Origin of the sequence: Pseudomonas sp. P5_109, from assembly GCF_034009455.1 — a bacterium.
Classification (GTDB): domain Bacteria; phylum Pseudomonadota; class Gammaproteobacteria; order Pseudomonadales; family Pseudomonadaceae; genus Aquipseudomonas.
This window is the reverse complement of the sequence record NZ_CP125380.1, coordinates 4,162,513-4,186,120: the sequence shown is the minus strand read 5'-3', so window position 1 is coordinate 4,186,120 and position 23,608 is coordinate 4,162,513. Positions and strand designations below refer to the sequence as shown.

The following is a 23,608-nucleotide window of genomic DNA, read 5'->3' as shown; positions in this document are numbered from 1 at the left end:
ATGCCGCCGTTAGTATTCCCTGAGCATGCGCAACAGCGCGCTCATGAATACATCTTGGCGCTCACTCTCGACCGACCGCTTTTGGCCGATAGCGGAGTCTCCCCACCTCTCGCGGTCGATTCAATACTTAGGTCAGCTGTCGTACTCCTAGGCCCAGAATCAGACCACCACACAGGCGATCAATCACTTTCCGAGCCTTCTGATACGCCGAGGAAATCCTTGGTTGCGACAAAGCCACCGCAACCAGTCCATACCAGGTCAGCGAAACGACCACCACAACCGCCAGCATTGAGACGAAGGTGCTGACCGAGGGGTGGGCGGGGGCTGCTGCTGAAAAGACGGCGGCGTAGAAGGCCATGGATTTAGGATTGCCGATGTTGGTGACGACACCCTGAAAGAAAGATTTCCGGACGCTGCCAGTCGTGCCCTCACAAGGCCGTAAGGCGGGATGTTTGCCTGCTTTAACGATCAGGCGTACGCCAAACCACATCAGGTACGCCGCACCCATTATCTTCATAACCAGTACTGCCCATGGGAAGGCTGCAAACACAAGGCCCAGACCTGTGATCGCACAGCCAGACCAGAGCAGGTTCACGGTCACTATACCAGCGACCAAGGCCAACGCCTCGGCACGTGTTGCGGCTACTGCCTTGTGAACAACGGCGACGAAGTTCGGCCCCGGAATCACTACGCCCGCCAGATAAACCCAGAAAACAGTGAGTACCGCAGTACTGTCGAACATTTCGATCCCTCTTAGCGCTGATCGGTATCAGCGTCTGGTTGAAGATTTCATCACGTTTTCGACCGCGAGAGCATCCATGCTAGCGGCGAAGGGGCTGACAGTCAGACACAGATTCCACAATAAACTCCGATACAGTGACCTTTTATGCTAAGTAAACCCTGCCCGGCGATGCGGTGGTCAGGGATCGCTTTGGCCTGGAGAGGAATGCTTCGCTGTTAAGGGCGGATGTGTACTGTCGGCAGTGTCCGCAATCGGCCGTTTTCTGCCTGTCATCCAAGGTAGCAATCGATGGTGTATTCAATCTGTCGAGCTTCTGCTGCGCGTCATGTGTATGAGGGCCGATCGGCCGTTTCCCAAAAAAGGTCGCTCCTCAATGGCATAAGGCACAAACCCAAGCTTGGGGTAGAGCAGCAGGCCTGCCGTGTTTTCGTTGAAACAGGAAATCTGCACCTCCTCGGCTCCGTAACGCTCGAATGCCAAGCCGGTCATCGTCTCCACGATAAACGTGGCCACTCCTTCGCCCCGAGCGCTCGGCGAGACGATGACATTGCCGATACAGCAAACGCCATTGCGTTCAGCTCGATAGAAATTGGCAAACCCAACGACAGTCCCATTGATCTCCACGACGGTAGAGTCGAAGCGTTGGGAGATCGCGGCATGCAACTGCGTTTCCGTTAGCGGGAAGTGCGCCTTCGGAAACATGAAAAACAACTCTTGAGCATTCTGAGGAAAGCCGCAGATCATTTTTACGTCGTTAGCCTTCACTGGCCTGTGGTTCAGTTTCATTGCTGGTCTCTAAGTTCCATGAGTCAGTACTTTAGCGGCTAGCTCAGGGTGATGGAAAGCAATGGCATGTACGCAAATGGCTGATGGCTGCCCTTGGTGAGAGGCAGCTTTTGGCCGACTGCTCTCTTTTGCGAAGGGCAGTTTCTGGCCGATTCTGTTGAAAAAGTCGGATTTTCAGCTGGCCTGAACTAAGGCACGACCACCATCGGAGAACCTACTCACCACATCGAGTGGTTTCTCGGCTCTTCGTTGACCTTTGCTGCTCTGTTATTGGGTTAATTTGAGGTTTTTTGCTTCGTGCAGGCGCACCTATCCCGTGGCAGGTGGCCCTTGAGATGTAAATTTGGCCAGCCGTCGCAGGTTCTGCACCGCAGCGGCCAGCGTGAATTCATCAGTCGCGCCACTCATGCCACGTAGTCGCAGGCGATCCAATTTCAGGATGCGCTTGAGGTGGGCAAACAACATTTCGACCTTCTTACGTTCGTGGCGAGAGCGCACGTACCCAGGTGTCGCTGCGATTCGCCGAGCCACATCGCGCGCGGCTTCATGGACGCTGCGGGCGATCTTGCGGCACGCAGTGTTCGGGCAGCACTTGGCTTTCATCAGACAGGCAACGCAGTCGGTCTGCCGGGATCGGAAGATAATGGTGTTGGCTTTGGTGACGTGTGAACGCTCATTTTTGAAGGCTCGCCATTCGCTGCGCAATGGGTTTCCGGCCGGGCAGCGGTATTCCTCAGCCTCTTCATTCCAGTGGAAATCGTTGCTCGAAAAACTGTTGTTCTTGCGCTCGGTTTTGTCCCACACCGGCACATGCGGCTCGATGTCTTTTTCCTCCACCATCCAGGCCAGCATCGGCGCGGTGCCGTAAGCGGTGTCGCCAATAAGGCGCTCCGGCTTGATGTCGAACTGCGCTTCGACCCGTTCGATCATCGTCTTGGTGCTCTCGACTTCTGCGGTTCGATGAGCCGGTGTGGGTTCCACGTCCATGATCACGCCGTGCTCGGTATCGATCAGATAATTCGTGGAATAAGCGTAGAACGCTGGGCCACCTGGAGCTGCGGTCCAGCGGGCTTGAGGATCAGTCAGCGATAGGCGCTTCGGTAGCGTTTCGGCCAGAGCCTCTTCATCGAGTGCCTCAAGATACTCACGCACGGCGCGGGTGCTCAGGGCCGGATCGTTCCAGTTGACCGGTTCATCACCCGGTACACCGCGCTGCCGGCTGGCATCCGCTTTGATGATGCTGGCGTCCACGGCAAAGCCTTCGCCCTTGACCAGGCCGGCGTCCATGCAACGACGCAGCACTTCGTTGAACAGCCAGCGAAACAAATCGCTGTCCCGAAAACGGCCGTGCCTATTTTTGGAAAAGGTCGAGTGATTGGGGACTTCATCTTCAAGGCTTAACCGGCAGAACCAGCGATACGCCAGGTTCAAATGGGCTTCTTCGCACAGCCGACGCTCTGAGCGAATGCCGTAGCAATAGCCCACGATCAGCATGCGGATCATCAACTCAGGGTCAATCGACGGACGCCCAATTGGGCTGTAAAAATCGGCGAGGTAATGGCGCAAGTCGCTCAGATCGAGACACCGATCAATGCTACGCAGAAGGTGATTGGCGGGGATGTGGTCTTCAAGGTTGAACGAGTAAAACAGCCGTTCCTGCCCACTCGATAACTGTCCCATCATGCTGCGTGCTTCCCTGCTGGCCAATGCAGAGATTTTGCCGCAGGCCAGACAGGGGAGCTACTTTTTCAACAGAATCGGCCAATTGCTACCCGCCACAAAAGGCAGCAACCAACCCAAAACAACCCTTGGCGATAATCCGCAACCCATCTTTTTCAATCAGGCTGACGCAACAAATGTCCTGCGCGCATCTGCTTCGTGCGGTGCCTTATTGCTCCACCTGCAGATGTCGGTACCCGGCCGCCTGTATGAAAACGGCCAAGTGCCAGATCGTCCCGTTGGCGGCCCAGAATCCGCCGTCGACTTCTTCAAGGATGATCGAAGTCATGATGATCCGCGGGTCATCCTTGGCTTGCGAACTCGCATCCGCGTCGGATACAGGGATGCTACATCGCCTGCGGCGACTGATGAAAAAAATGCTCAACGCCACGCCACGGCAACTGCGTTGACGGCGGCGAGTGTTTTTTCAATTCAATGACCCGATCGGGCCAGTCGCCGAGAAAAACCGGGAATGGCCCGACCACTGTTGAATTCTCAACAGTACTTCAACAGCAAGTGTCCGGTTACCTACTCCAGTTTCTGCTGATTTATATAAGTTATTGATATTTAACGTTTAAGTTTCATGGCATGGATCGTGCTCATTCTGATCAAGGCTCCGTGCCGACAGTCATTTGCAAGACTGTGCGGCCGTTGGCGGAGCCACCGTTAGAGTGAGGAATCCATGTCAGTTTCAGCCGCATACCCGATCAATCCACCCTCGGCCCACGTGATCCGTGATGACGCCGAAGCCATTGGCATCGCCCATGAAATCGCTGCGCTGTTGCAGGTTGGCGCCAGCGAGCGCGATCTGACGCGCCAGGTGCCGGCCGAGGTGGTCGATGCTTTTTCCAACAGCGGACTCTGGGGCATTACGGTGCCTCGGGAGTACGGCGGCGCCGAGGTGTCTTATGCGACCCTGGCCCAGGTCATCGCGATTGTCTCGGCGGCCGACCCGTCCCTTGGCCAGATCCCGCAGAATCATTACTGCCTGCTGGAAGACATCCGCTTGCAGGGCAGCCACGAGCAGAAGCAGTTCTTCTTCGGGCTGGCCCTGGCGGGAAATCGATTTGCCAATGCGCTGTCGGAAACCGGCGGCAAGAACGTGCAGGACATCCGTACCCGCCTGGTCGCGGAGGGCGAGGGTTATCGCATCGATGGGCGCAAGGGTTATTGCACCGGATCGCTCTATGCCCATTGGCTGGGTGTGTTGGCCCTGGACAGCGAGGACCGTGCACAACTGGCCTTCGTACCGCGTCATACCGAGGGTTTGAATGTGGTGGACGACTGGGACAGTATCGGTCAGCGCACCACGTCCAGCGGTACCGTGCTGGTCGAGGGGTTGTGGGTGCCGGCCTTCAATCTGTTCCCGACTTACCGCTCCTACGAGCGTCCGACCCTGGCCGGGCCCTTTGCGCAGATCACCACGGCGGCCATCGATGCCGGCATTGCCCGTGCAGCACTGCGCGACACCATCGGTTTTGTGCGTGAGCAGGCGCGGCCATGGATCGATGCCGGGGTGGAAAAGGCCAGCGAAGATCCGTTGACCATCATTCAGGTCGGCGCACTGGATATCCGCCTGGAAGCCGCCGAAGCGTTGCTCGAGCGTGCCGGCCTGGTGCTCGACCAGGCCAGGTCGGCACCCGATGAACACTCCGTCGCGCAGGCATCGCTGGCGGTCGCCAGGGCCAAAGTGTTGACCACCGAAATCGCCATCGAGGCCAGCAACAAGCTGTTTGAACTGGGCGGTACCCGGTCGACGCTGCGCAAGCACAACCTCGATCGCCATTGGCGCAACGCGCGGGTCCATACCCTGCACGACCCTGTGCGCTGGAAGTACCACGTGATCGGCAACTGGCTGCTCAACGGCATCAAGCCGCCACGCCATGACTGGTCTTGAGGTCGCGCACATGCCCAAGCAAATTCGTCTCAACGCCTTCAGCATGAACACCGTAGGGCACTTGTCGCCCGGCCAGTGGCGGCACCCGCGTGATCAGTCCACGCGCTACACCGACATCCATTACTGGATCGAGCTGGCGAAAACCCTGGAGCGCGGCAAGATCGACGGGCTGTTCATCGCCGATGTGCTCGGCGTGTATGACGTCTACCAGGGCAGTGCCGACGAGGCGCTGCGCAGTGCCGCGCAAGTACCGGTCAATGACCCGTTGCAACTGGTGCCGGCGATGGCTGCGGCGACTCGTCACCTGGGGTTTGGCGTGACGGCGTCGGTGTCGTTCGAGCATCCGTTTCCGTTCGCCAGGCGAATGTCGACCCTCGATCACCTGACGTCGGGGCGTGCGGGCTGGAACATCGTCACCTCCTACCTGGGCAGTGGCGCGCGAAACATGGGCCAGCAGCGGCAGTTGTCCCACGATCAGCGATATGCGCTGGCCGAGGAGTACCTGCAGGTTTGCTACAAACTCTGGGAAGCCAGCTGGGAGGAGGGCGCGGTACAGGCCGACCGCGCCAGTGGCGTTTACGCCGATCCACGCAAGGTGCACGGCATCGCTCACCAGGGCGAGTTTTTCACGGTGCCCGGCTTCCACCTCAGCGAGCCATCGCCGCAGCGCACGCCGGTGATCTATCAGGCCGGCGCTTCGAGCCGTGGCCGGGTCTTCGCCGCCGCCAATGCCGAGTGCGTGTTTGTTGCCGCGCCGAGCAAGGCAGTCCTGAAAAAGCAGGTCGCGGATCTGCGTGCCGCGGTCCGGGCTGCCGGTCGCGAGGCCGATCAGGTGCTGGTTTTCGAACAACTCACGGTGATTGTCGCCGCGACGGACGCCGAGGCCCTGGAGCGCTTGCGCGAGTACCGCGAGTACGCCAGTGCGAGCGGCGCCCTGGCCTTGATGTCGGGATGGACCGGGATCGACTTCGGCGAATACTCGCCGGACCAGGTGCTGCGTGAAGTGCCCAGCGATGCCATCCAGTCGACCGTAGAGGCATTTACCCGCGCCGACCCGAATCGAACCTGGACCACTGCGGAAATTGCCGACTACTGCGCCATCGGTGGCGATGGCCCGGTGCTGGTCGGCTCGGCGCAGACCGTGGCCGATCAGCTCCAGGAGTGGGTCGAGGAAACCGATGTCGATGGCTTCAACCTGGCCAGCGTGGTCGCGCCCGAGACCTTTGAGGCGGTGGTCGATCTGCTGGTGCCGGAGTTGCAGGCACGCGGGCTGTTCAAGCGCGAATACGAGGATGGCACCCTGCGCCACAAGCTCTTCGGGCAGGGCGATCGCCTGGCCGCTCCGCACCCGGCGGCGGCCTTGCGTGTGGGAGAACGGCGATGAACGAATGGTTCGCTCACGTCAATTGGGGCGAAGTGGCCGAGGCTTGCCTGGACACCACGAGCATGCTCGGCGTGGCGTTGGGCTGCACGGTGTTGCTCGGGATGCCGCTGGGTGTGCTGCTGTACCTGACGGGCCAGCGCCAGTTGCTCGAATCGCCCAGGCTGTACCGGCTGTTGTCGGTGGTGGCCAACGTGCTGCGCTCGATGCCCTTCATCATCCTGTTGATCGTGCTGATCCCGGTGACCACCCTGGTCACGGGAACCTCGCTGGGCGTGCGCGGCGCGATTCCGCCCTTGGTGGTCGGGTGCACGCCGTTCTTCGCCCGGCTCGTGGAAAGTGCCTTGCGTGAAGTCGATCGCGGCCTGGTCGAGGCCGTGCAATCGATGGGCGCCAGTACCCCGCAAATCATCCTGTTTACCTTGTTGCCCGAAGCCCGGACCGGGCTGATCGCCGCCGTCACGGTCACCGCCATCGTGTTGGTGGATTACACCGCCATGGCCGGCGTAGTCGGCGGTGGCGGCCTGGGCGACCTGGCGATTCGTTTCGGTTACCAGCGTTTCCAGACCGATGTGATGGTGGTCACCGTGTTGCTGCTGATCCTGCTGGTGCAGGCCTTGCAGATGAGCGGCGATCGCCTGGTACGACATTACACACGGCGTTAAACGCCGGACCTACCCGAACGCAGTAGCCGGGTACCGCTGCTGCAGGCCCTACGTCCACCTCACGACGGCCACTTTCTGATCATTCTGGAGTCATGAGCATGAAAAAGACCCTGGCCGCCCTCGCTGCCGTTTTATCCCTGAGCGCCCACGCCAATGAAAAACTGGTGGTGGGTGCCACCCCGGTTCCCCACGCGGAGATACTGGAGTTCGTCAAACCGGCGCTGGCCAAAGAAGGTGTCGATCTGGATATCAAGGTCTTCAGCGACTTCATCCAGCCCAACCTGCAACTGGCCGAGAAAAACCTCGACGCCAACTACTATCAGTACCGGCCGTTCCTCGATGACTTCAACAAGACCCGGCACACCGATCTGGTGCCGGTCGTGGGCGTGCACATCGAGCCGTTCGGCGCCTATTCGACCAGGATCAAGAAACTCGCTGATCTGCCCGAAGGCGCCAGTGTCGCCATCCCCAACGATCCGGTGAATACCGGGCGCGCCCTGGTGTTGTTGCACGAGGCCGGGTTGATCAAGCTCAAGGACCCGAGCAATACCCTGGCGACGCAACACGATATCGTCGAGAACCCGCACAAGCTGAAGATTCGTGAGCTGGAAGGCGCGTTGTTGGCCCGTGCGGTCAGCCAGGTGGACTTGGCCTTCGTGTTTGCCAACTACGCACTGGAGGCCGGTATCGACACCAACAGCGCGCTGATCGTCGAGAAGGGCAAGGACCTGTACGTCGAGTTCCTGGTCGCCCGTCCGGACAACATCAACGACCCTGGCATCCAGAAGCTGGCCAAGGCACTGAACTCACCGCAAGTGCGCGATTTCATCCTGACCCGCTACAAGGGCCAGATCGCTCCCGGTTTCTGATCGGCAGCAAAACCGTTCACTCAAAGACGAACACCCTTCCGTGGCGAGGGAGCTTGCTCCCGTTGGGTCGCGCAGCAGCCCCAAAAGATGGGACTGCTACGCAGTCCAACGGGAGCAAGCTCCCTCACCACAGGGGGGCAGGGTCACTTATGTTTGTGCAGGACTTTCGTTCATGGTCAGTTTCAATCCTCAGGCCCTGGCTGCCGCCGTGCATATACGCCTGGTGGGCCTGGGCAAGCATTACCGGCTCGGGTCGCAGAGCGTGCACGCGCTGCAGGACATCAACCTGGACATTCGCCGCGGTGAGGTGTTCGGCATCATGGGTCGCAGCGGCGCCGGCAAATCCTCGCTGCTGCGCTCGCTCAACCGCCTGGAGCAGCCGAGCAGCGGCCAGGTATTGATCGACGGCGAGGATATCGTCGGCTTCGATCGTGCGCGCCTGGCGGGTTTGCGCCAGCGTACCGGGATGATCTTCCAGCACTTCAACCTGATGGCCTCGCAAACCGTCGGCGACAACGTAGGGTTGCCGCTGCGGCTGGCGGGCATCGGGCGTGCCGAGCGTGGGCGAAGAGTTGACGAGCTGTTGCATCTGGTCGGACTGCAGGACAAGCGCGACGCTTACCCGGCGCAACTCTCCGGCGGGCAAAAGCAGCGGGTCGGCATTGCCCGTGCGTTGGTGTTGCAGCCCGATTTACTGCTGTGCGACGAGGCCACCTCGGCACTCGATCCGGAGAGCACCCAGGCGATTCTGGCGTTGCTGCGCGATATCAACCGACGCCTGGGGCTGACCATCGTGCTGATCACCCACGAGATGGAAGTGATCCGCGATCTCTGTGACCGCGTGGTGGTTTTGGAACACGGGGAGGTGGTCGAGCAGGGCGACGTCTGGCAAGTGTTCGGTGACCCGCGACACGACGTCACCCGCGCCTTGCTTGGCACGCTGCAGTCCGCCGAGCATGACGTGCCGTCTACGCCTGAGTCGACCGAGGTGCTGCTGGACCTGCACTACACCGGTGCCCGTGGCCACGAGCCGGAATTGTCGGCGATCGCCGCACTGTTCGGCTGCCGGACGCACCTGGTGCAGGGCGGTATCGAGCGCATCCAGGGCCGTGCATTGGGCTGCCTGCGGGTGCGCGTGGAAGCATCCAGTGGCGGGTTGGAGGCGTTGCTGCAACAGGCGCACCAGATAGCCGATCGGGTCGAGCGGGCCGGTGCCTGAGGTTGCAATTGGCGGCGGCTACGCCGGGCGATCATATCGAAAGCTGGATAACCCGATTGTCCGGCTCGTCATCGATGGCGCGGCGCTTGTTGACCACCAGTTCACCGATGGCAATCAGGCGTGCGCGGGTCACGTTGCGGGACAGGCCGAGCAAGCTGGCGGTATGCACCTGGTTGTGATGGCAGAACTGATACGCGGCGCGCAGCAGGCTGTCCTCAACCTTCTCGTAAAGCGCACCCTGGTGTTCTTCGAAGAGTCGTTTGAACGCCCTTTGCAGGAGCGCCTGGGCAGACTCTTCAGTTGAGTTGACTCGTTCCTCCTGGCGCTCGATACGCAAGTTCGACAGGCGCAAGTCCTCCTGCCGGACCAGACCGTCCCGGCAGATCAGCAAGGTGTGGTGGATGACGTTTTCCAGTTCGCGAATGTTGCCGGGCCAGCCATAGCCGGCCAGCTTGCGTTCGGCGTCGGCGCTGAGGGCAATCTGGCCGTATCCGAGGCGTTCGCTGTAGGTGCGGATGAAGTGTCGGGTCAGGGGCAGGATGTCGCCGGGGCGGTCGCGCAGCGGATGCAAATGCAGGCTGACCACGTTGAGGCGGTAGTAGAGGTCCTCGCGGAAATGCCCGGCGTTGATCGCTTTCTCCAGCTGCACATTGGTCGCCGCCAACACTCGCACGTTGATCGCAATGCTCTTGCGCGAGCCCAGTCGCACCACTTCACGCTCTTGCAGGACACGCAGCAACTTGACCTGGATGGGCATCGGCAAGTCGCCAATCTCATCGAGGAACAAGGTGCCGCCATTGGCCTCTTCGAACCAGCCCGGCTTGGCGCTGATGGCGCCGGTAAAGGCGCCTTTCTCATGGCCGAACAATTCGGCCTCGACCAGTGATTCGGAGAAGGCGCCGCAGTTGACGGCCACAAAAGGACCCTGGTTGCGGCGGCTGAGGTTATGGATATGGCGTGCGACCAACTCCTTCCCGGTTCCGGTTTCACCAATGATCAGCACGCTGGCCTCGCTCGGCGCGACCTGTTGCAAATGGGCGAGCAGGGCCTGCGACTTGGGGTCTTCGAAGACCTGGGCGGTGGCCCGGATCGAGGTGGCTAACGATGGAGATGGGGGCAGAGTCAGCAGTTGCATGGGCTCCCTCGCTTATGAGTAGAAAGTGGGAGTGGGGCGGTTCTGGTTCAGCGCCCAGTCACCCAACTCGTGAATTTTGTAGTCCACCGGGTCATGCAGTGTCTGGGTGCGCAGGTTGCGCCAGTAACGGTCGAACCGCAGTGAGGCGTGAGTCGCGCGCGCCCCGGTGACTTCAAACAAGCGGGTGCACAGATCGAGGCCGGTACGGGTCGCTGCCACTTTCGCGCAGGCGATCGACAGCGCCAGTTGCGCACGCTCTTCGCTGCCCAGGGCGTGTCCCTTGCGCCAGGCTTCGTCGAGTTGTGTCGCGGCGCGTTCAACCAGGACACGCACGCTTTCCAGGCCGACCCAGAACTCGCCGTAGTGACGCAGGATGTAGGGATCCTCGCTGACATGGCGGGCCTTGGAGGTGAACCACGGGCGTCCCTCCTTGAGGGTGTAATGCCGTGCTTCCTCGAAAGCCCCTTCGGCGATGCCCAGGAAAATGTGCGCGAAGTGCAGTTGGGCGATCAGCGGGCGCAGGCAGGCGAACGGGGTGCTCAACGGACCTGGATCGAGCAGCAGTTCAGACTCCTCCACGCGCACCCGCTCAAAGGTGGCGCTGCCACTGTCTGTCTGGCGCTGGCCCATGTTGTCCCAGTCGCCATGCAGGGTGATGCCGGTGCGACCGCTGGGAATGGCCGCGATCAGTAGCTTGCCGCCGGCGCTTTCGTCGACCGCCGAGGCAATCAGCATTTCCGAGTCGCTGGCGCCGGAGCAGAAACTTTTCTTGCCGGAAAACTCACGCCAGCCATCGAACTTCTTCACCACTGTGCGGGTGTCGAGGGGGTTGAGTGCGTTGCCCCAGAACCAGTTGTTGCGCGCGGTCTGTTCAAACCAGGGTTGCCATTGCTCGGGTCGCGAGAACAGACGCACGGTGGCCAGCATCAGGTGCTGGAAACCGAAGACGTGGGCGATGGAGCTGTCGACCTTGGCGAACTCGCGGACCACGCCGAGTGTCTCGCTCCAGTCGGCACCCAGGCCACCGAACTGGGTGGGGATGCTCAGGGCCAGCAAGCCGCTGTGGCGAAGGGCATCGCGCTCGGCTTTCGGCGTACCGCCGTGCTCGTCCCGTTCGGCGGCCGTTTGCGCAAAGGTGGCGGCCAGTTTGCGCGCGATCTGCAAGGGGCTCAGTACAGAAGTTTGTAATTGGGTGCTCACTCGCCATTCCTCGATTTTTCTTGGGTGCCCGCCAGGCAGGTCGTTGACGACAGGCTCATGCGTTGTGTGTCCGTGGCAGGACATCGTTGGCGATCATTTCGCCAAACGGCCCGGTGAGATTGGTCACGCCGCGACCTGCCAGGCTGGCATAGGGTTCGGGTAACAACGGGAAGACCAGTTCGGCGAAGCGATAGGCTTCTTCGAGATGGGGATAACCGGAAAAGATGAAGCTTTCGATGCCAAGGTCGGCGTACTCCTTGATGCGCGCAGCCACCTGTTGTGGATCACCGACCAGTGCCGTGCCGGCGCCACCGCGCACCAGGCCGACGCCGGCCCACAGGTTGGGGGCGATTTCCAGATTGTCCCGGCGCCCGTCATGCAGCGCGGCCATGCGCCGTTGGCCTTCGGAGTCGAAACGTGCGAATGACTTTTGCGCCGCGGCAATGGTCTCGTCGGATATGTGCTCGATCAGTCGGTCGGCGGCCTGCCAGGCCTCGGCAGCCGTCTCGCGCACGATCACGTGCAGGCGGATGCCGAACTTTACGGTCCGCCCATGCCTGGCTGCCCGGGCGCGGACATCGGCGATCTTTTCGGCCACCGCGGCCGGCGGCTCACCCCACGTCAGGTAGACATCGAGCTGCTCGGCGGCCAGGTCGTGGGCCGCGTCCGAAGAACCGCCGAAATACAGCGCAGGGTAAGGCTTCTGCACCGGTGGGTAGAGGGCCTTGGCGTTTTCCACCTGGAAATGCTTGCCATGGAAGTCCACGGCTTCACCTTGCAGTACGCGGCGCCAGATCCGCAGGAATTCATCGGTGACTTCATAGCGCTCGGCATGGCTTTGGTGGATGCCATCGCCACGGTTTTCGTCCGGATCACCGCCAGTCACTACATTGATCAGCAAGCGCCCGCCAGATAACCGGTCAAGGGTGGCGGCCATGCGTGCGGACACCGTTGGCGAAATAATCCCCGGGCGAATCGCAACCAGATAGCGCAGGCGTTCGGTCAGCGGGGTCAGGGCCGATGCGATGACCCAGGAGTCCTCGCAGGAACGTCCGGTGGGAATCAGCACCCCGTAGTAACCCAGGCCATCCGCCGCTTGGGCAATCTGCTTGAGGTAGTTGAGGGTCACCGGGCGAGCGCCCTGGCTGGTGCCAAGGAAGTGCCCGTCGCCGTGGGTCGGGAGGAACCAGAAAACATTCATCGTGCTGCTCCTCAGGCGCTCTGGCGCAAGCGTTGGTGGCTGCTGAAAAACGGCAGGGCGCGCTCTACGGCCAGGCCGATGCGAGCCTGGAGCAAGTCGCAACTGATGCGGTAATTGCTGAAGTCGGATTCGCTGGCGTACACGCCCAATGGCAGGGTCAGCGATTGGAAGAAACTGAACAGTGGCCGTAGCTGGTGATCGATCACCAGCGCGTGGCGAGGGCTGCCACCCGTAGCGGCAAGCAGTACCGGCGTGTCGATCAGGGCATCCTGGTCGATCAGGTCAAACAGGTGCTTGAGCTGGCCCGGATAGGCGCCGCGATAGACCGGCGAAGCGACAATCAGCAGATCGGCGTTCTCGATGGCTTGCAGCTGTGCCTCGACTTCCGCAGACAGTTCCTTACGGCTGAGGGCGCCACCAACAGGGCGGGCGAGATCGGCAAGCTCGATCACCCGGCCAACAATATTCAGCTTGCTTGCGACCTCGTCGAGAATGGCCTGGCTGAGTACCTGGGTACGCGAAGGGCGATAGGCACCGCCGGATACTGCGATTACGTTCAAGGGGGCAGTCATTGTTTGATTCCTGTGCTGTCGCTCTACAAACAGAGTCGGTGGCAGTACTCAGCAAGAACCGAACCAGTTTTTATCTATATGAAACTAAAGGGTTTTGTTTGATTTTCTGGGTTGGTGTGTGGCTGCCAGGCCACTTTTTGTTGAAGTGCTGTTGGCCAGGGAACACTTGCGAGCTGTTCGATTTCGGACAGTTATAGGAGATTGTTTATATTCTTCAAAGGAATTAATAATTATTTTGATATTCCTTTTGGTTTGTATGCGGGGGAGGAGTCTGCGTGACCAGCGCGGTGGGAGGGTGTCTTAAAAATGAAACAAAATTGTCGCGTAGAAATATTACTGAAATGTTTCAAACCTATGATCGAGGCAGATCTTCTTCAGGTTACCTCTCTCATGCGTCGAGCTGTGTTCAATCAAAAAGGGGGCGTTGGCAAATCAAGCATCGCCTGCAATCTCGCGGCTGTCAGCGCTGCCGAAGGCTACAGGACGCTCCTCGTGGATCTCGATCCCCAGGCTAACTCGACCCAATACCTGACTGGGCTGACAGGCGATGATATCCCCGTGGGGATTGCCGATTTCTTCAAGCAAACCTTGTCCAGTGGCCCGGCCAGCAAAAAGAATCGGGTGGCCATCACTGATACTCGCTACGACAATCTGCACCTGGTCACGGCAAGCCGCGAGCTTGCTGACCTGCAGTCAAAGCTTGAGTCAAAATTCAAGATCAATAAGCTGCGCCGCTTGTTGGTGGAGCTGTCCGAAGATTACGAGCGGATTTACATCGATACGCCGCCGTCCCTGAATTTCTACACGATCAGCGCACTCATCGCCGCCGACCGCGTGCTGATTCCTTTCGATTGCGACAGCTTTTCCCGTCAGGCGCTCTACAGCGTCATCGCGCAAGTGGCCGAGTTGCGAGCTGACCATAATGAGTCGTTGATCGTCGAAGGCGTGGTGGTCAACCAGTTTGTCGCGCGTGCCAGCTTGCACCAGACGCTGATCGACGAGTTGGTGGCCGAGGGCTTGCCCGTATTGCCGGATTATTTGAGTAGCACGGTCAAAATGCGTGAGTCCCATGAAACGTCGGTGCCGATGATCCACCTGGCGCCACGCCATAAGCTTTCATTGGAGTTCGTCAGCCTGTTTTGCGCATTGGAGCGGGCCAGTTGATCGCCACAGCAAGGTTGCTGTAGTGGGTCTGAATGTATCCATGACAATTTTTTGAATGTACTGGTTGTTCGATTTTATGCTGGGTCTCAAGACTTCACTGCCCCGGGGCTCACCATGCACATCGCCATCCTTACCTTCGAAGGTTTCAACGAACTTGATTCGCTGATCTCGTTCGGCATCCTCAACCGGGTTCAACAGCCTGGTTGGCGAGTGTCTATCGCCAGCCCCAGCGACAAGGTGCTGTCAATGAACGGCCTGATGATCGAGGCGCAGACATCGTTGGAGGACGCATGCGCAGCGGACGCCGTGCTGGTGGGTAGCGGGAGAATGACCCGGGACGTCGTCGCGAATGCCGCGCTGATGTCTCGCCTCAAGCTTGATCCTGCGCGTCAACTGCTGGGCGCCCAGTGCTCGGGCACGCTCATACTGGCAAAGCTGGGCCTGCTGGATGACGTGCCGGCCTGCACGGATCTGATCACCAAGCCATGGGTTGAAGAGGCCGGTGTGGCGGTACTCAATCAACCGTTCGTGGCCAAGGGCAATGTCGCAACCGCTGGCGGGTGCTTGTCGTCGCAGTATCTGGCCGCCTGGTTCATCTCGCGTCTTGCCGGTGTCGAGGCCGCACGCAATGCGCTGCACTATGTTGCCCCGGTGGGGGAGAAGGACATTTACATAACGCGGGCGATGGCGAACATTTCGCGGTTTCTTTAAGGCGGGCGAGCGTCGGGGCTTGGGGGGGAACTGACTCGGGGCGGCAAATTCTCATCTCTGCGGTACGTTCGCGGGCATGAGTTTTTCAATGCGTATCTGGATGAGCGCGTCCGGCCCAGGCAGTCCGTACGTCAATGCGAGTTCCAAGGCCGGTTACAAGGGGTATAACTATCAGAACAAAAGGCGGGTCACCCGGAATAGGCCCTCCAAAGGCAGCGTCCGGGCCAGGCGCCCCTGGCCTGATCGACGCCTGCGGCGCGGAGCGATGTGATGAGTTCCAGAACATGGCGATGGGCTCGCAAGAGCCTTCTTGGCTGCATCGAGCTGGCCTTGCTGGTCGCTCCACTGTGCGCCAGCGCCATGTTCAAGTGCCAAGCCAGTGACGGAGCCATCAGCTACACCAGCCAAGCCATCGCCAGCGCCCGCTGCACTCGCGTGAATGGCATGGCAGGCGCCGGTGTCGGCGCCAAGGCAAAGCCCCTGCCACGGCTTATGCAGGACGACGACCCGGGCGCGGTGCGGGTCCGGGTCTTCACCTTCATCCACAAGGGTAAACGTCAATATGTGAGCCGGCGCCCCGTCGGGATCTCCGCACGGGTCGATGTCCTTGAGCTCTATGTCATCAAGGGCTGCTACCTATGTATGGTGCCGAAGGATTTCAAGGTCACCTCACTGCGCCTGGACACCCAATCCTATCGACGGGAGATCGAAGCGGCTTCGGGGGATTATGGTGTCGACAGGGCGCTGGTCCGCGCAGTGATGCATGCCGAATCGGCGTTTCGCCCCAACGCCATTTCCGAAGCCGGTGCCCAGGGACTGATGCAGTTGATGCCCGCCACCGCCGAGCGCTTCGCCGTGGCCGATCCGTTCGACGCACGTCAGAACATTCGTGGCGGCGTGCGCTACCTGGCCTGGCTGCTCAAGCGCTTCAACGGCAACCAGGTGCTGGCGTTGGCAGGTTACAACGCCGGCGAAGCGTCCGTGGTCGAGTACAACGGGGTGCCTCCCTACGCCGAGACGCAATCCTACGTCAGCCGCGTGCAGTCCTTGACCGAACGCTATCGCAATCATCGCTAGAACCGTAGGGCGCATAACCCGAAACAGGTGATACGCCGGGCGGGGCTCAGTTTGCCGCTTGCGGTTGAGACTTGGTGGTCGCTCCGGTGCGGGTGATCACGGTCAGGATCGACAGCGCGGCAATCACCAACCCTGGTGAAGTTGCGAGCAGTACGCCAGTGGTGCCGGCGCCGGCGGCGAGGATCTGGCCGGCGGCCAGGGGACCCGCCACCGAACCGAGCCGGCCGATGGCCACGGCGGCGCCGACACCGGTGGCGCGCACCGAAGTCGGATAGGAAGGGGGCGCCAGGGCGTACAGCACCAGCTGTGCGGCCATGACGAACAGCCCGACGGCAAACCCGGCGATTGCCATCGGCACGATACCCACTGACAGGCCGACCCCGGCCAGCGCCGCCAACACTCCGGCGTACACGAACAGGACCACTTTCAGGCCGTTGCAGCGGTCCAGCATCACCCCGCCGAGCAGTGAACCAATGGCACCGCCGATGTTGAACAGCATCTGCACCATGCCTGCCTGGGGCTTGGTGAAACCCTGTTCCAGCAACAGCGAGGGCAGCCAGTTGAGCAGCATGTACATCACGGTCAGGGTGAAGAAGTAGCTCAACCACAAGGCCAGCGTGCAGCGTGCGCGTCCTTCGCCGAACAGTGCCTGGGCGGTGGACGAGCGTGGGCTGCTGGTCGAGACGTGTTGCTGGCGGAACGCCGTGGATTCGGGCAACAGCAGGGCCATCAGCGGCACCACCAGCAAGGGCGTCAGACCGCCGATGATGAAGGTGGTTTGCCAGTGTTCACTGGAAAACATCGCCACCACCGCCGCCAGCGCGCCACCCAGGGGGACGCCGCAGTACATGACGCTGATGGCGGTGCCGCGATGGCGCTCGCTCACCGCCTCGGCACACAGGGCAATCAGGTTGGGCAGGGCGGCACCCAGGCCCAGGCCGGTCATGAAGCGCACCAGCAGCAGGCTGGAGTAGCTCTCGACATAGGCAGTGCAGAGCGAGAAGACACCGAACAGCAGCACGGCGCCGACGAGGATTTTCTTGCGGCCGATACGATCGGCCACCCAGCCGCCAAAAAACGCGCCGGGCAGCAGGCCGATGATCCCGGCGCTGAACACCCAGCCCATCATCTTCGGGTCCAGGGCAAAGCTCTGGCGCAATCCTGCGGCAGCGGTGCCGGCGGCCTGCAGATCGAACCCCTCGATCAACGCAACGATAAAGCACAAAGCGATTGTCAGCGTCGAGCGACGCGATGGACTGTCCATGGGTGAACCTCATTGTTGTTTTTGTTATGCAGTCGAGCCCTTCGTGCGTCGGGTGCGCCGTCAGTGACCGCTGGTGATTAAGATAACAAAGATAACTAAAAAAAGAATCGCATCGTAAAAACTGCCGAAAACAACAAATAAAACCTTCAAAAACAAATTCTTATGTATTCGTTTTTGGTAGAAATGAAAAATAGATAATAATATTAATGTTCGATTATCGGTCACTTGCAATTGACGACGAGCCTTGGCTGTTTCCATTCTCTGTTCGTGAAGCCGGTACTCCCGTGTGGGGCCGGCACCCGAAAACAACAATAAGAAGTGGACATCGAACATGCCAAAACGCCCCATGAACACCGGTTCATCAGCATCACTCGCCTGTCTCTCCCGCACCCATCCAGGGTGGGTCGTGGCACTGCTAGGCGTCAGCGTTCTGCCCTCTCAACTGCGGGCCGAGGGGTTTATCGAGGACAGCCACGCAAACTTGACCCTGCGCAATTACTACCTGGACCGTGAATATCAGGACGGCGGCGCCAAGTCTGCCGCGCGGGAGTGGGCCCAGGGTTTCATCCTGGGCATGGAGTCCGGGTTTACCCAAGGGACTGTAGGCTTTGGCCTGGATGTGCGCGGGCTGCTAGGGGTCAAGCTCGACTCCGCGCCGGATCGCAGCGGCACCGAACTATTGCCGGTATCGGCCAGCGACAAGCGCGCGGCGGATGACTATTCGCGGCTGGCGCCGACGGCCAAGCTGCGGTTTGCCCAGACAACGGTCAAGAGTGGCGATGTCTCGATCTTCCTGCCGTTCGCCTTTGCCAGCCCGTCGCGACTGCTGCCACAGACCTTTCGCGGTACCACGCTCAGCTCCAGGGATATCGATGGCCTGACCCTGAATACCGGTTACATCGATCGCATCAACAAGCGCGATTCCACGGACTACCAGGCCATGACCATCGCCTCGCCGAACCGGCGTTTCAACGGCGCTGCCACCACCTCGCACATGGCGTATCTGGGCGGTGATTACCAGGTCAACAAGGACCTGAGCCTGCGCGCCTACCATGCCGAGGTGGCTGACCTGTACCAACAGGACACCCTGGCATTGCTGCATAACCTGCCGCTCGGCGACGGGGTGTTCACCAGCGACTTGCGCAGTTTTTTCAGTCGCGAGGATGGCAGCGCCAAGGCGGGCGAAGTGGACAACCGTAACCTCTCGGCATTGTTCGGCTACCGCTTCGGCGGGCACAGGGTGAGCCTTGGCTACATGCACGCCAGTGGCGACACGGCGACGCCGTACATCTCTGGCACCGAGCTGATGGGCATGAGCGAACTGACCATGGCTTCGGATTTTCTCAACGCCAAGGAGCGCACCTGGCAAGCGATCTATGACTACGACTTCGTCGCGTCCGGGGTGCCCGGTTTGAAGGGAAGATTGCGTTACGTGCGCGGCGACAATATCGAGTTGGCAGCCTACAACGCCGAGGACCGCAAGGAGCGCGAATTCCAGATGGAGCTGGGTTATGTGATTCAGAGCGGCCCGCTGAAAAACGTCGGGCTGTTGGCGCGCAAGGCGATCTATCGCAATGACTTCCCGAGCGGTACGGCATTCCGCGATGAAAACCAGACCCGCTTCCTGGTGCTCTATACCTTACCCATCTGGTAATCCCGGGGCCTTTGATGTTGCCCGCCGGCCGTCCCTTTTTTTTGGTTCTTCACGCAATCCCGGGGAACTGTAGGAGCCGGCTTGCCGGCGATGGTCGTCAACGATAACGCGGGTGAACTGGATAAACGCGGCGCACTGGAGTCCATCGCCAGCAAGCCGGCTCCTACAGTTTGGTGTTCACATCATTTCCACCAGGACGCCAGCGATGGTCGTTAACGATAACGCGTGTGACCGGGATAAACGCGGCGCGTTGGAGTCCATCGCCAGCAAGCCGGCTCCTACAGTTTGGTGTTCACATCATTTCGACCCGGACGCGGTCCCCTGTAGGAGCTGGCTTGCCAGCGATGGTCGTCAACGATAACGCGTGTGACCTGGATAAACGCGGCGCACTGGAGTCCATCGCCAGCAAGCCGGCTCCTACAGTTTGGTGTTCACATCATTTCCACCAGGACGCCAGCGATGGTCGTTAACGATAACGCGCGTAAACCGGATAACCGCGGCGCACTGGAGTCCATCGCCAGCAAGCCGGCTCCTACAGTTTGGCGTTCATATCATTTCCACCCGGACGCCAGCGATGGTCGTTAACGATAACGCGTATGACCTGGATAAACGCGGCGCACTCGAGTCCATCGCCAGCAAGCCGGCTCCTACAGTTTGGCGTTCACATCATTTCCACCCGGACGCCAGCGATGGTCGTTAACGATGACGCGTATGAATTGGATAAACGCGGCGCACTGGAGTCCATCGCCAGCAAGCTGGCTCCTACAGTTTGGCGTTCACATCATTTCCACCAGGACGCGGGCCCTTGTAGGAGCTGGCTTGCCAGCGATGGTCGTGAACGATAACGCGTGTGACCTGGATAAACGCGGCGCACTTGCGTCCATCGCCAGCAAGCCGGCTCCTACAGTTTGGTGTTCACATTATTTCGGCCAGGACGCGGTCCCTTGTAGGAGCTGGCTTGCCAGCGATGGTCGTGAACGATAACGCGTGTGACCTGGATAAACGCGGCGCACTTGCGTCCATCGCCAGCAAGCTGGCTCCTACAGTTTGGTGTTCCCATCATTTCGGCCAGGACGCGGTCCCTTGTAGGAGCTGGCTTGCCAGCGATGGTGGTTAACGATGACGCGTATGAATTGGATAAGCGCGGCGCGTTGGAGTCCATCGCCAGCAAGCCGGCTCCTACAGTTTCTCGGTAATCCGTGATGGACCTTTTTTTTGGAAAGGGGGCGTGCTGGCAGCGTTGGTTCAGTCCTGGTAAACCTTTCTCAGCAAGCGCAGCAGCTCCTCGCGCTCTTCGCCGGTCAGCGATGCAGTGGAGTCGAAATCGCTTTGCGCGGCGATCTGCTTGAGCTCCTTGAGCAAGGTTTCGCCGGTCTTGCTCAGGAAGATTCCGTAGGAGCGTTTGTCCGGCTTGCAACGCACTCGCACCGCCAGCGCGCGGCTTTCCAGTTTGTTGAGCAGCGGCACCACCTGCGGCGGTTCGATGGCCAGGGCGCGGGCCAGGTCGGCCTGCATCAGCCCTGGATTCTGGTCGATGATCGCCAGGGCCGAGAACTGTGCGGGGCGCAGGTCGTGGGCTGACAGACGGCCGATCAGGTTCTGGAACAGCTTGAGTTGAGCGCGCCGCATCGCGTAGCCGATCAGGTCGTCCAGTGCCGAATCCAGCGGTGCCTGCAGCTCGGCGGTGGCGGACGGGGACTCGCTCTGGTCGGCGAGGGGAGAAGGCTTGGCCATTGCGGGTGAATCCTGAAGAGGTGGAGGTTAACAAGCCTATCTAGTTTGCCGGGGTTGGCCGCTGATAGCTATGCCCGTCGTTCATGGCGATGGGGTGGGAGGATATTTGCGGGCGGATAAAAAAATGGTTAATTCGATTAATGGTTAATTGACATAACTATATCGGTCCTTTAATTTCCAGTCATCTTCAAGCCAAGAACAAGAGAGCATCGCCATGAGCAACTACGAAGGTCGCTGGACAACCGTCAAGGTCGAGATCGAGGAAGGCATCGCCTGGGTCATTCTCAATCGCCCGGAAAAACGCAACGCCATGAGCCCGACACTCAACCGGGAAATGATCGATGTGCTGGAAACCCTGGAGCAGGATCCAGCAGCCGGTGTGTTGGTGCTGACCGGTGCCGGCGATGCCTGGACGGCGGGCATGGACCTCAAGGAATACTTCCGCGAAGTGGACGCAGGCCCGGAGATCCTTCAGGAAAAGATCCGCCGCGAAGCCTCGCAATGGCAATGGAAACTGCTGCGCATGTACGCCAAGCCGACCATCGCCATGGTCAACGGCTGGTGCTTCGGTGGCGGCTTCAGCCCGCTGGTGGCCTGTGACCTGGCGATCTGCGCCGACGAAGCGACCTTCGGCCTCTCGGAAATCAACTGGGGCATCCCGCCGGGCAACCTGGTGAGCAAAGCCATGGCCGACACCGTGGGCCACCGCCAGTCGCTGTACTACATCATGACCGGCAAGACCTTTGGCGGGCAGAAAGCCGCCGAAATGGGCCTGGTCAACGACAGCGTACCCCTGGCGCAACTGCGTGAAGTCACCGTGGATCTGGCGCGCAACCTGCTGGAGAAAAACCCGGTGGTGCTGCGTGCGGCCAAGCATGGTTTCAAGCGCTGCCGCGAGCTGACCTGGGAGCAGAACGAGGACTACCTGTACGCCAAGCTCGACCAGTCGCGCCTGCTCGACACCGAAGGTGGCCGCGAGCAGGGCATGAAGCAGTTCCTCGACGAAAAGAGCATCAAGCCCGGTCTGCAGGCCTACAAACGCTGAAGCTGATCGCCGGGTGCATGTCCGCCCCGGCGCGCTGCATCGCTCGACTGTATTCCCGATAAAGACAATAAAGAGGAATCACCATGCTGGACGTGCCCCTGTTGATTGGCGGCCAGTCGCTGCCTGCCCGCGACGGTCGAACCTTCGAACGCTGCAACCCGGTGACCGGTGAGCGGGTATCGCGGGTTGCCGCCGCCACCCTGGAAGATGCCGATGCCGCGGTGGCTGCCGCCCAGGCAGCGTTTCCCGCCTGGGCCGCCCTGGCGCCCAATGAACGCCGCAGCCGTTTGCTCAAGGCCGCCGAGCAGTTGCAGGCGCGCAGTGCCGAGTTCATTGCAGCGGCTGGCGAAACCGGGGCCATGGCCAACTGGTATGGATTCAACGTGCGACTGGCATCGAACATGCTGCGTGAAGCGGCATCGATGACCACCCTGATCAATGGCGAAGTCATCCCCTCGGATGTGCCGGGCAGTTTTGCCATGGCCCTGCGTCAACCTTGCGGTGTGGTGCTGGGCATCGCCCCGTGGAATGCCCCGGTGATTCTCGCCACCCGCGCCATCGCCATGCCGCTGGCGTGCGGCAATACCGTGGTACTCAAGGCTTCCGAGCTGAGCCCGGCGGTGCACCGGCTGATCGGCCAGGTGTTGCAGGATGCCGGACTGGGCGATGGCGTGGTCAATGTCATCAGCAATGCCCCGGCGGATGCCGCGGCGATTGTCGAGCGGCTGATCGCTAACCCGGCGGTGCGGCGGGTCAACTTCACCGGTTCAACCCATGTCGGGCGCATTGTCGGCGAGCTCGCGGCGCGACACCTCAAGCCGGCTCTGCTGGAACTGGGCGGCAAGGCGCCGTTGCTGGTGCTCGATGATGCCGACCTGGATGCGGCGGTCGAGGCAGCCGCTTTCGGCGCTTACTTCAATCAGGGGCAGATCTGCATGTCCACCGAACGCCTGATCGTCGATGCGAAGGTCGCCGACGCCTTTGTCGTCAAGCTCGCCGCCAAAGTCGAAACCCTGCGTGCTGGTGACCCCGCGCTGGCAGATTCGGTGCTCGGTTCGCTGGTCGATGCCAGTGCCGGCACGCGCATCAAGGGGTTGATCGACGATGCCCTGGGCAAGGGCGCGCGGTTGGTGGTCGGCGGACAGCTGGACGGCAGCATTTTGCAGCCGACCCTGCTCGATGGCGTCAACGAGAGCATGCGCCTGTATCGCGAAGAGTCCTTCGGCCCGGTGGCGGTGTTGCTGCGCGGGGAGGGCGATGAAGCGTTGCTGCGCCTGGCCAACGATTCCGAGTTCGGTTTGTCGGCGGCGATTTTCAGTCGCGATACCGGGCGCGCCCTGGCGCTGGCCCAACGGGTCGAGTCGGGTATCTGTCATATCAATGGCCCGACCGTGCACGACGAAGCGCAAATGCCCTTCGGCGGGGTCAAGTCCAGCGGCTACGGCAGCTTTGGCGGCAAGGCATCCATCGAGCATTTCACCCAGTTGCGCTGGGTCACCCTGCAGAATGGACCACGGCATTACCCGATCTGAACCGCAGAAATAACAATAAAAAAGGCTGCAGCCACTACCAT

23 protein-coding genes are annotated in these 23,608 nt (G+C 60.6%); 14 read left to right on the top strand and 9 right to left on the bottom strand.

Annotated elements, in window-relative coordinates; genetic code table 11:
* Window positions 1-127: 127 nt before the first annotated feature.
* The 3 genes from QMK54_RS18750 to QMK54_RS18740 form a co-directional block, all read right to left on the bottom strand.
* Window positions 128-742, bottom strand: coding sequence for a LysE family translocator (locus tag QMK54_RS18750; RefSeq protein ID WP_110657887.1), 615 nt, complete (start codon window positions 740-742; stop codon window positions 128-130).
* Between the two features lie 297 nt (window positions 743-1,039).
* Window positions 1,040-1,528 (bottom strand): GNAT family N-acetyltransferase, encoded by a 489-nt coding sequence (locus QMK54_RS18745; RefSeq protein WP_223595642.1) that lies wholly within the window; start codon window positions 1,526-1,528, stop codon window positions 1,040-1,042.
* 309 nt (window positions 1,529-1,837) lie between these two features.
* Window positions 1,838-3,211 (bottom strand): transposase, encoded by a 1,374-nt coding sequence (locus QMK54_RS18740; protein ID WP_218498467.1) that lies wholly within the window; start codon window positions 3,209-3,211, stop codon window positions 1,838-1,840.
* Between QMK54_RS18740 and QMK54_RS18735 the strand changes: the two genes are divergently transcribed.
* The 6 genes from QMK54_RS18735 (at window position 3,210) to QMK54_RS18710 (ending at window position 9,278) form a co-directional block, all read left to right on the top strand.
* On the top strand, window positions 3,210-3,686 hold the full coding sequence (locus QMK54_RS18735; RefSeq protein ID WP_320401097.1) for a hypothetical protein: 477 nt from the start codon (window positions 3,210-3,212) through the stop codon (window positions 3,684-3,686). The two genes, QMK54_RS18740 and QMK54_RS18735, sit on opposite strands and share 2 nt — an antisense overlap.
* A gap of 243 nt (window positions 3,687-3,929) precedes the next feature.
* On the top strand, window positions 3,930-5,144 hold the full coding sequence (locus tag QMK54_RS18730) for an SfnB family sulfur acquisition oxidoreductase (protein ID WP_320401096.1): 1,215 nt from the start codon (window positions 3,930-3,932) through the stop codon (window positions 5,142-5,144).
* A 10-nt stretch (window positions 5,145-5,154) separates the two neighbouring features.
* Complete coding sequence (locus QMK54_RS18725) at window positions 5,155-6,528, top strand: LLM class flavin-dependent oxidoreductase (protein ID WP_320401095.1); 1,374 nt, start codon at window positions 5,155-5,157, stop codon at window positions 6,526-6,528.
* Window positions 6,525-7,190, top strand: a complete 666-nt coding sequence (locus QMK54_RS18720) for a methionine ABC transporter permease (RefSeq protein WP_223595650.1) — start codon at window positions 6,525-6,527, stop codon at window positions 7,188-7,190. The genes QMK54_RS18725 and QMK54_RS18720 overlap by 4 nt, the downstream gene beginning before the upstream one ends.
* 98 nt (window positions 7,191-7,288) lie before the next feature.
* Window positions 7,289-8,059, top strand: coding sequence for a MetQ/NlpA family ABC transporter substrate-binding protein (locus tag QMK54_RS18715; protein WP_110657897.1), 771 nt, complete (start codon window positions 7,289-7,291; stop codon window positions 8,057-8,059).
* A gap of 172 nt (window positions 8,060-8,231) precedes the next feature.
* Complete coding sequence (locus QMK54_RS18710; RefSeq protein ID WP_320401094.1) at window positions 8,232-9,278, top strand: methionine ABC transporter ATP-binding protein; 1,047 nt, start codon at window positions 8,232-8,234, stop codon at window positions 9,276-9,278.
* A gap of 31 nt (window positions 9,279-9,309) precedes the next feature.
* Here QMK54_RS18710 and QMK54_RS18705 read toward each other — a convergent pair whose 3' ends face one another.
* The 4 genes from QMK54_RS18705 to msuE are packed head-to-tail and all read right to left on the bottom strand — an operon-like array spanning window position 9,310 to window position 13,386.
* Entirely contained in the window at window positions 9,310-10,413 is a 1,104-nt protein-coding gene (locus QMK54_RS18705) for a sigma-54 interaction domain-containing protein (protein WP_223595654.1), read from the bottom strand.
* Window positions 10,414-10,425: 12 nt separating this feature from the next.
* The gene (locus QMK54_RS18700) at window positions 10,426-11,613 is read right to left on the bottom strand and encodes an acyl-CoA dehydrogenase family protein (protein ID WP_320401093.1); all 1,188 of its coding nucleotides are present in this window, start codon (window positions 11,611-11,613) and stop codon (window positions 10,426-10,428) included.
* A 55-nt stretch (window positions 11,614-11,668) separates the two neighbouring features.
* Window positions 11,669-12,814 (bottom strand): FMNH2-dependent alkanesulfonate monooxygenase, encoded by a 1,146-nt coding sequence (gene ssuD, locus QMK54_RS18695; RefSeq protein ID WP_110657904.1) that lies wholly within the window; start codon window positions 12,812-12,814, stop codon window positions 11,669-11,671.
* Between the two features lie 11 nt (window positions 12,815-12,825).
* Window positions 12,826-13,386 (bottom strand): FMN reductase, encoded by a 561-nt coding sequence (msuE, locus tag QMK54_RS18690; protein ID WP_223595658.1) that lies wholly within the window; start codon window positions 13,384-13,386, stop codon window positions 12,826-12,828.
* Window positions 13,387-13,776: 390 nt separating this feature from the next.
* On the opposite strand from msuE, the gene QMK54_RS18685 reads away from it, so the two are divergent.
* From QMK54_RS18685 to QMK54_RS18675, 3 genes are all read left to right on the top strand, one after another.
* Window positions 13,777-14,550 (top strand): ParA family protein, encoded by a 774-nt coding sequence (locus QMK54_RS18685; RefSeq protein WP_223595663.1) that lies wholly within the window; start codon window positions 13,777-13,779, stop codon window positions 14,548-14,550.
* A 114-nt stretch (window positions 14,551-14,664) separates the two neighbouring features.
* On the top strand, window positions 14,665-15,261 hold the full coding sequence (locus QMK54_RS18680) for a DJ-1/PfpI family protein (RefSeq protein WP_223595661.1): 597 nt from the start codon (window positions 14,665-14,667) through the stop codon (window positions 15,259-15,261).
* A 270-nt stretch (window positions 15,262-15,531) separates the two neighbouring features.
* A complete protein-coding gene (locus QMK54_RS18675) occupies window positions 15,532-16,338 on the top strand; it encodes a lytic transglycosylase domain-containing protein (RefSeq protein WP_110662236.1) in 807 nt (268 codons plus the stop codon).
* 46 nt (window positions 16,339-16,384) lie between these two features.
* On the opposite strand, the gene mhpT is transcribed toward QMK54_RS18675, so the two are convergent.
* Window positions 16,385-17,602 carry a 3-(3-hydroxy-phenyl)propionate transporter MhpT gene (gene mhpT / locus QMK54_RS18670; RefSeq protein WP_110662237.1) on the bottom strand — a complete coding sequence of 406 codons (1,218 nt, stop codon included), beginning with the start codon at window positions 17,600-17,602 and terminating at the stop codon, window positions 16,385-16,387.
* Window positions 17,603-17,948: 346 nt separating this feature from the next.
* Between mhpT and QMK54_RS18665 the strand changes: the two genes are divergently transcribed.
* The 3 genes from QMK54_RS18665 (at window position 17,949) to QMK54_RS18655 (ending at window position 19,841) form a co-directional block, all read left to right on the top strand.
* Entirely contained in the window at window positions 17,949-19,256 is a 1,308-nt protein-coding gene (locus QMK54_RS18665) for an OprD family porin (RefSeq protein WP_320402932.1), read from the top strand.
* A gap of 81 nt (window positions 19,257-19,337) precedes the next feature.
* The gene (locus QMK54_RS18660; RefSeq protein ID WP_320401092.1) at window positions 19,338-19,472 is read left to right on the top strand and encodes a hypothetical protein; all 135 of its coding nucleotides are present in this window, start codon (window positions 19,338-19,340) and stop codon (window positions 19,470-19,472) included.
* Between the two features lie 243 nt (window positions 19,473-19,715).
* Window positions 19,716-19,841, top strand: coding sequence for a hypothetical protein (locus tag QMK54_RS18655; RefSeq protein WP_320401091.1), 126 nt, complete (start codon window positions 19,716-19,718; stop codon window positions 19,839-19,841).
* A 660-nt stretch (window positions 19,842-20,501) separates the two neighbouring features.
* Here the strand turns inward: QMK54_RS18655 and QMK54_RS18650 are convergent.
* Window positions 20,502-20,990 (bottom strand): MarR family winged helix-turn-helix transcriptional regulator, encoded by a 489-nt coding sequence (locus tag QMK54_RS18650; protein ID WP_110663343.1) that lies wholly within the window; start codon window positions 20,988-20,990, stop codon window positions 20,502-20,504.
* A gap of 214 nt (window positions 20,991-21,204) precedes the next feature.
* Between QMK54_RS18650 and QMK54_RS18645 the strand changes: the two genes are divergently transcribed.
* Window positions 21,205-22,035, top strand: coding sequence for a p-hydroxycinnamoyl CoA hydratase/lyase (locus tag QMK54_RS18645; RefSeq protein WP_110662549.1), 831 nt, complete (start codon window positions 21,205-21,207; stop codon window positions 22,033-22,035).
* 83 nt (window positions 22,036-22,118) lie between these two features.
* Window positions 22,119-23,567 (top strand): aldehyde dehydrogenase, encoded by a 1,449-nt coding sequence (locus QMK54_RS18640; protein ID WP_320401090.1) that lies wholly within the window; start codon window positions 22,119-22,121, stop codon window positions 23,565-23,567.
* Window positions 23,568-23,608 lie beyond the last annotated feature (41 nt).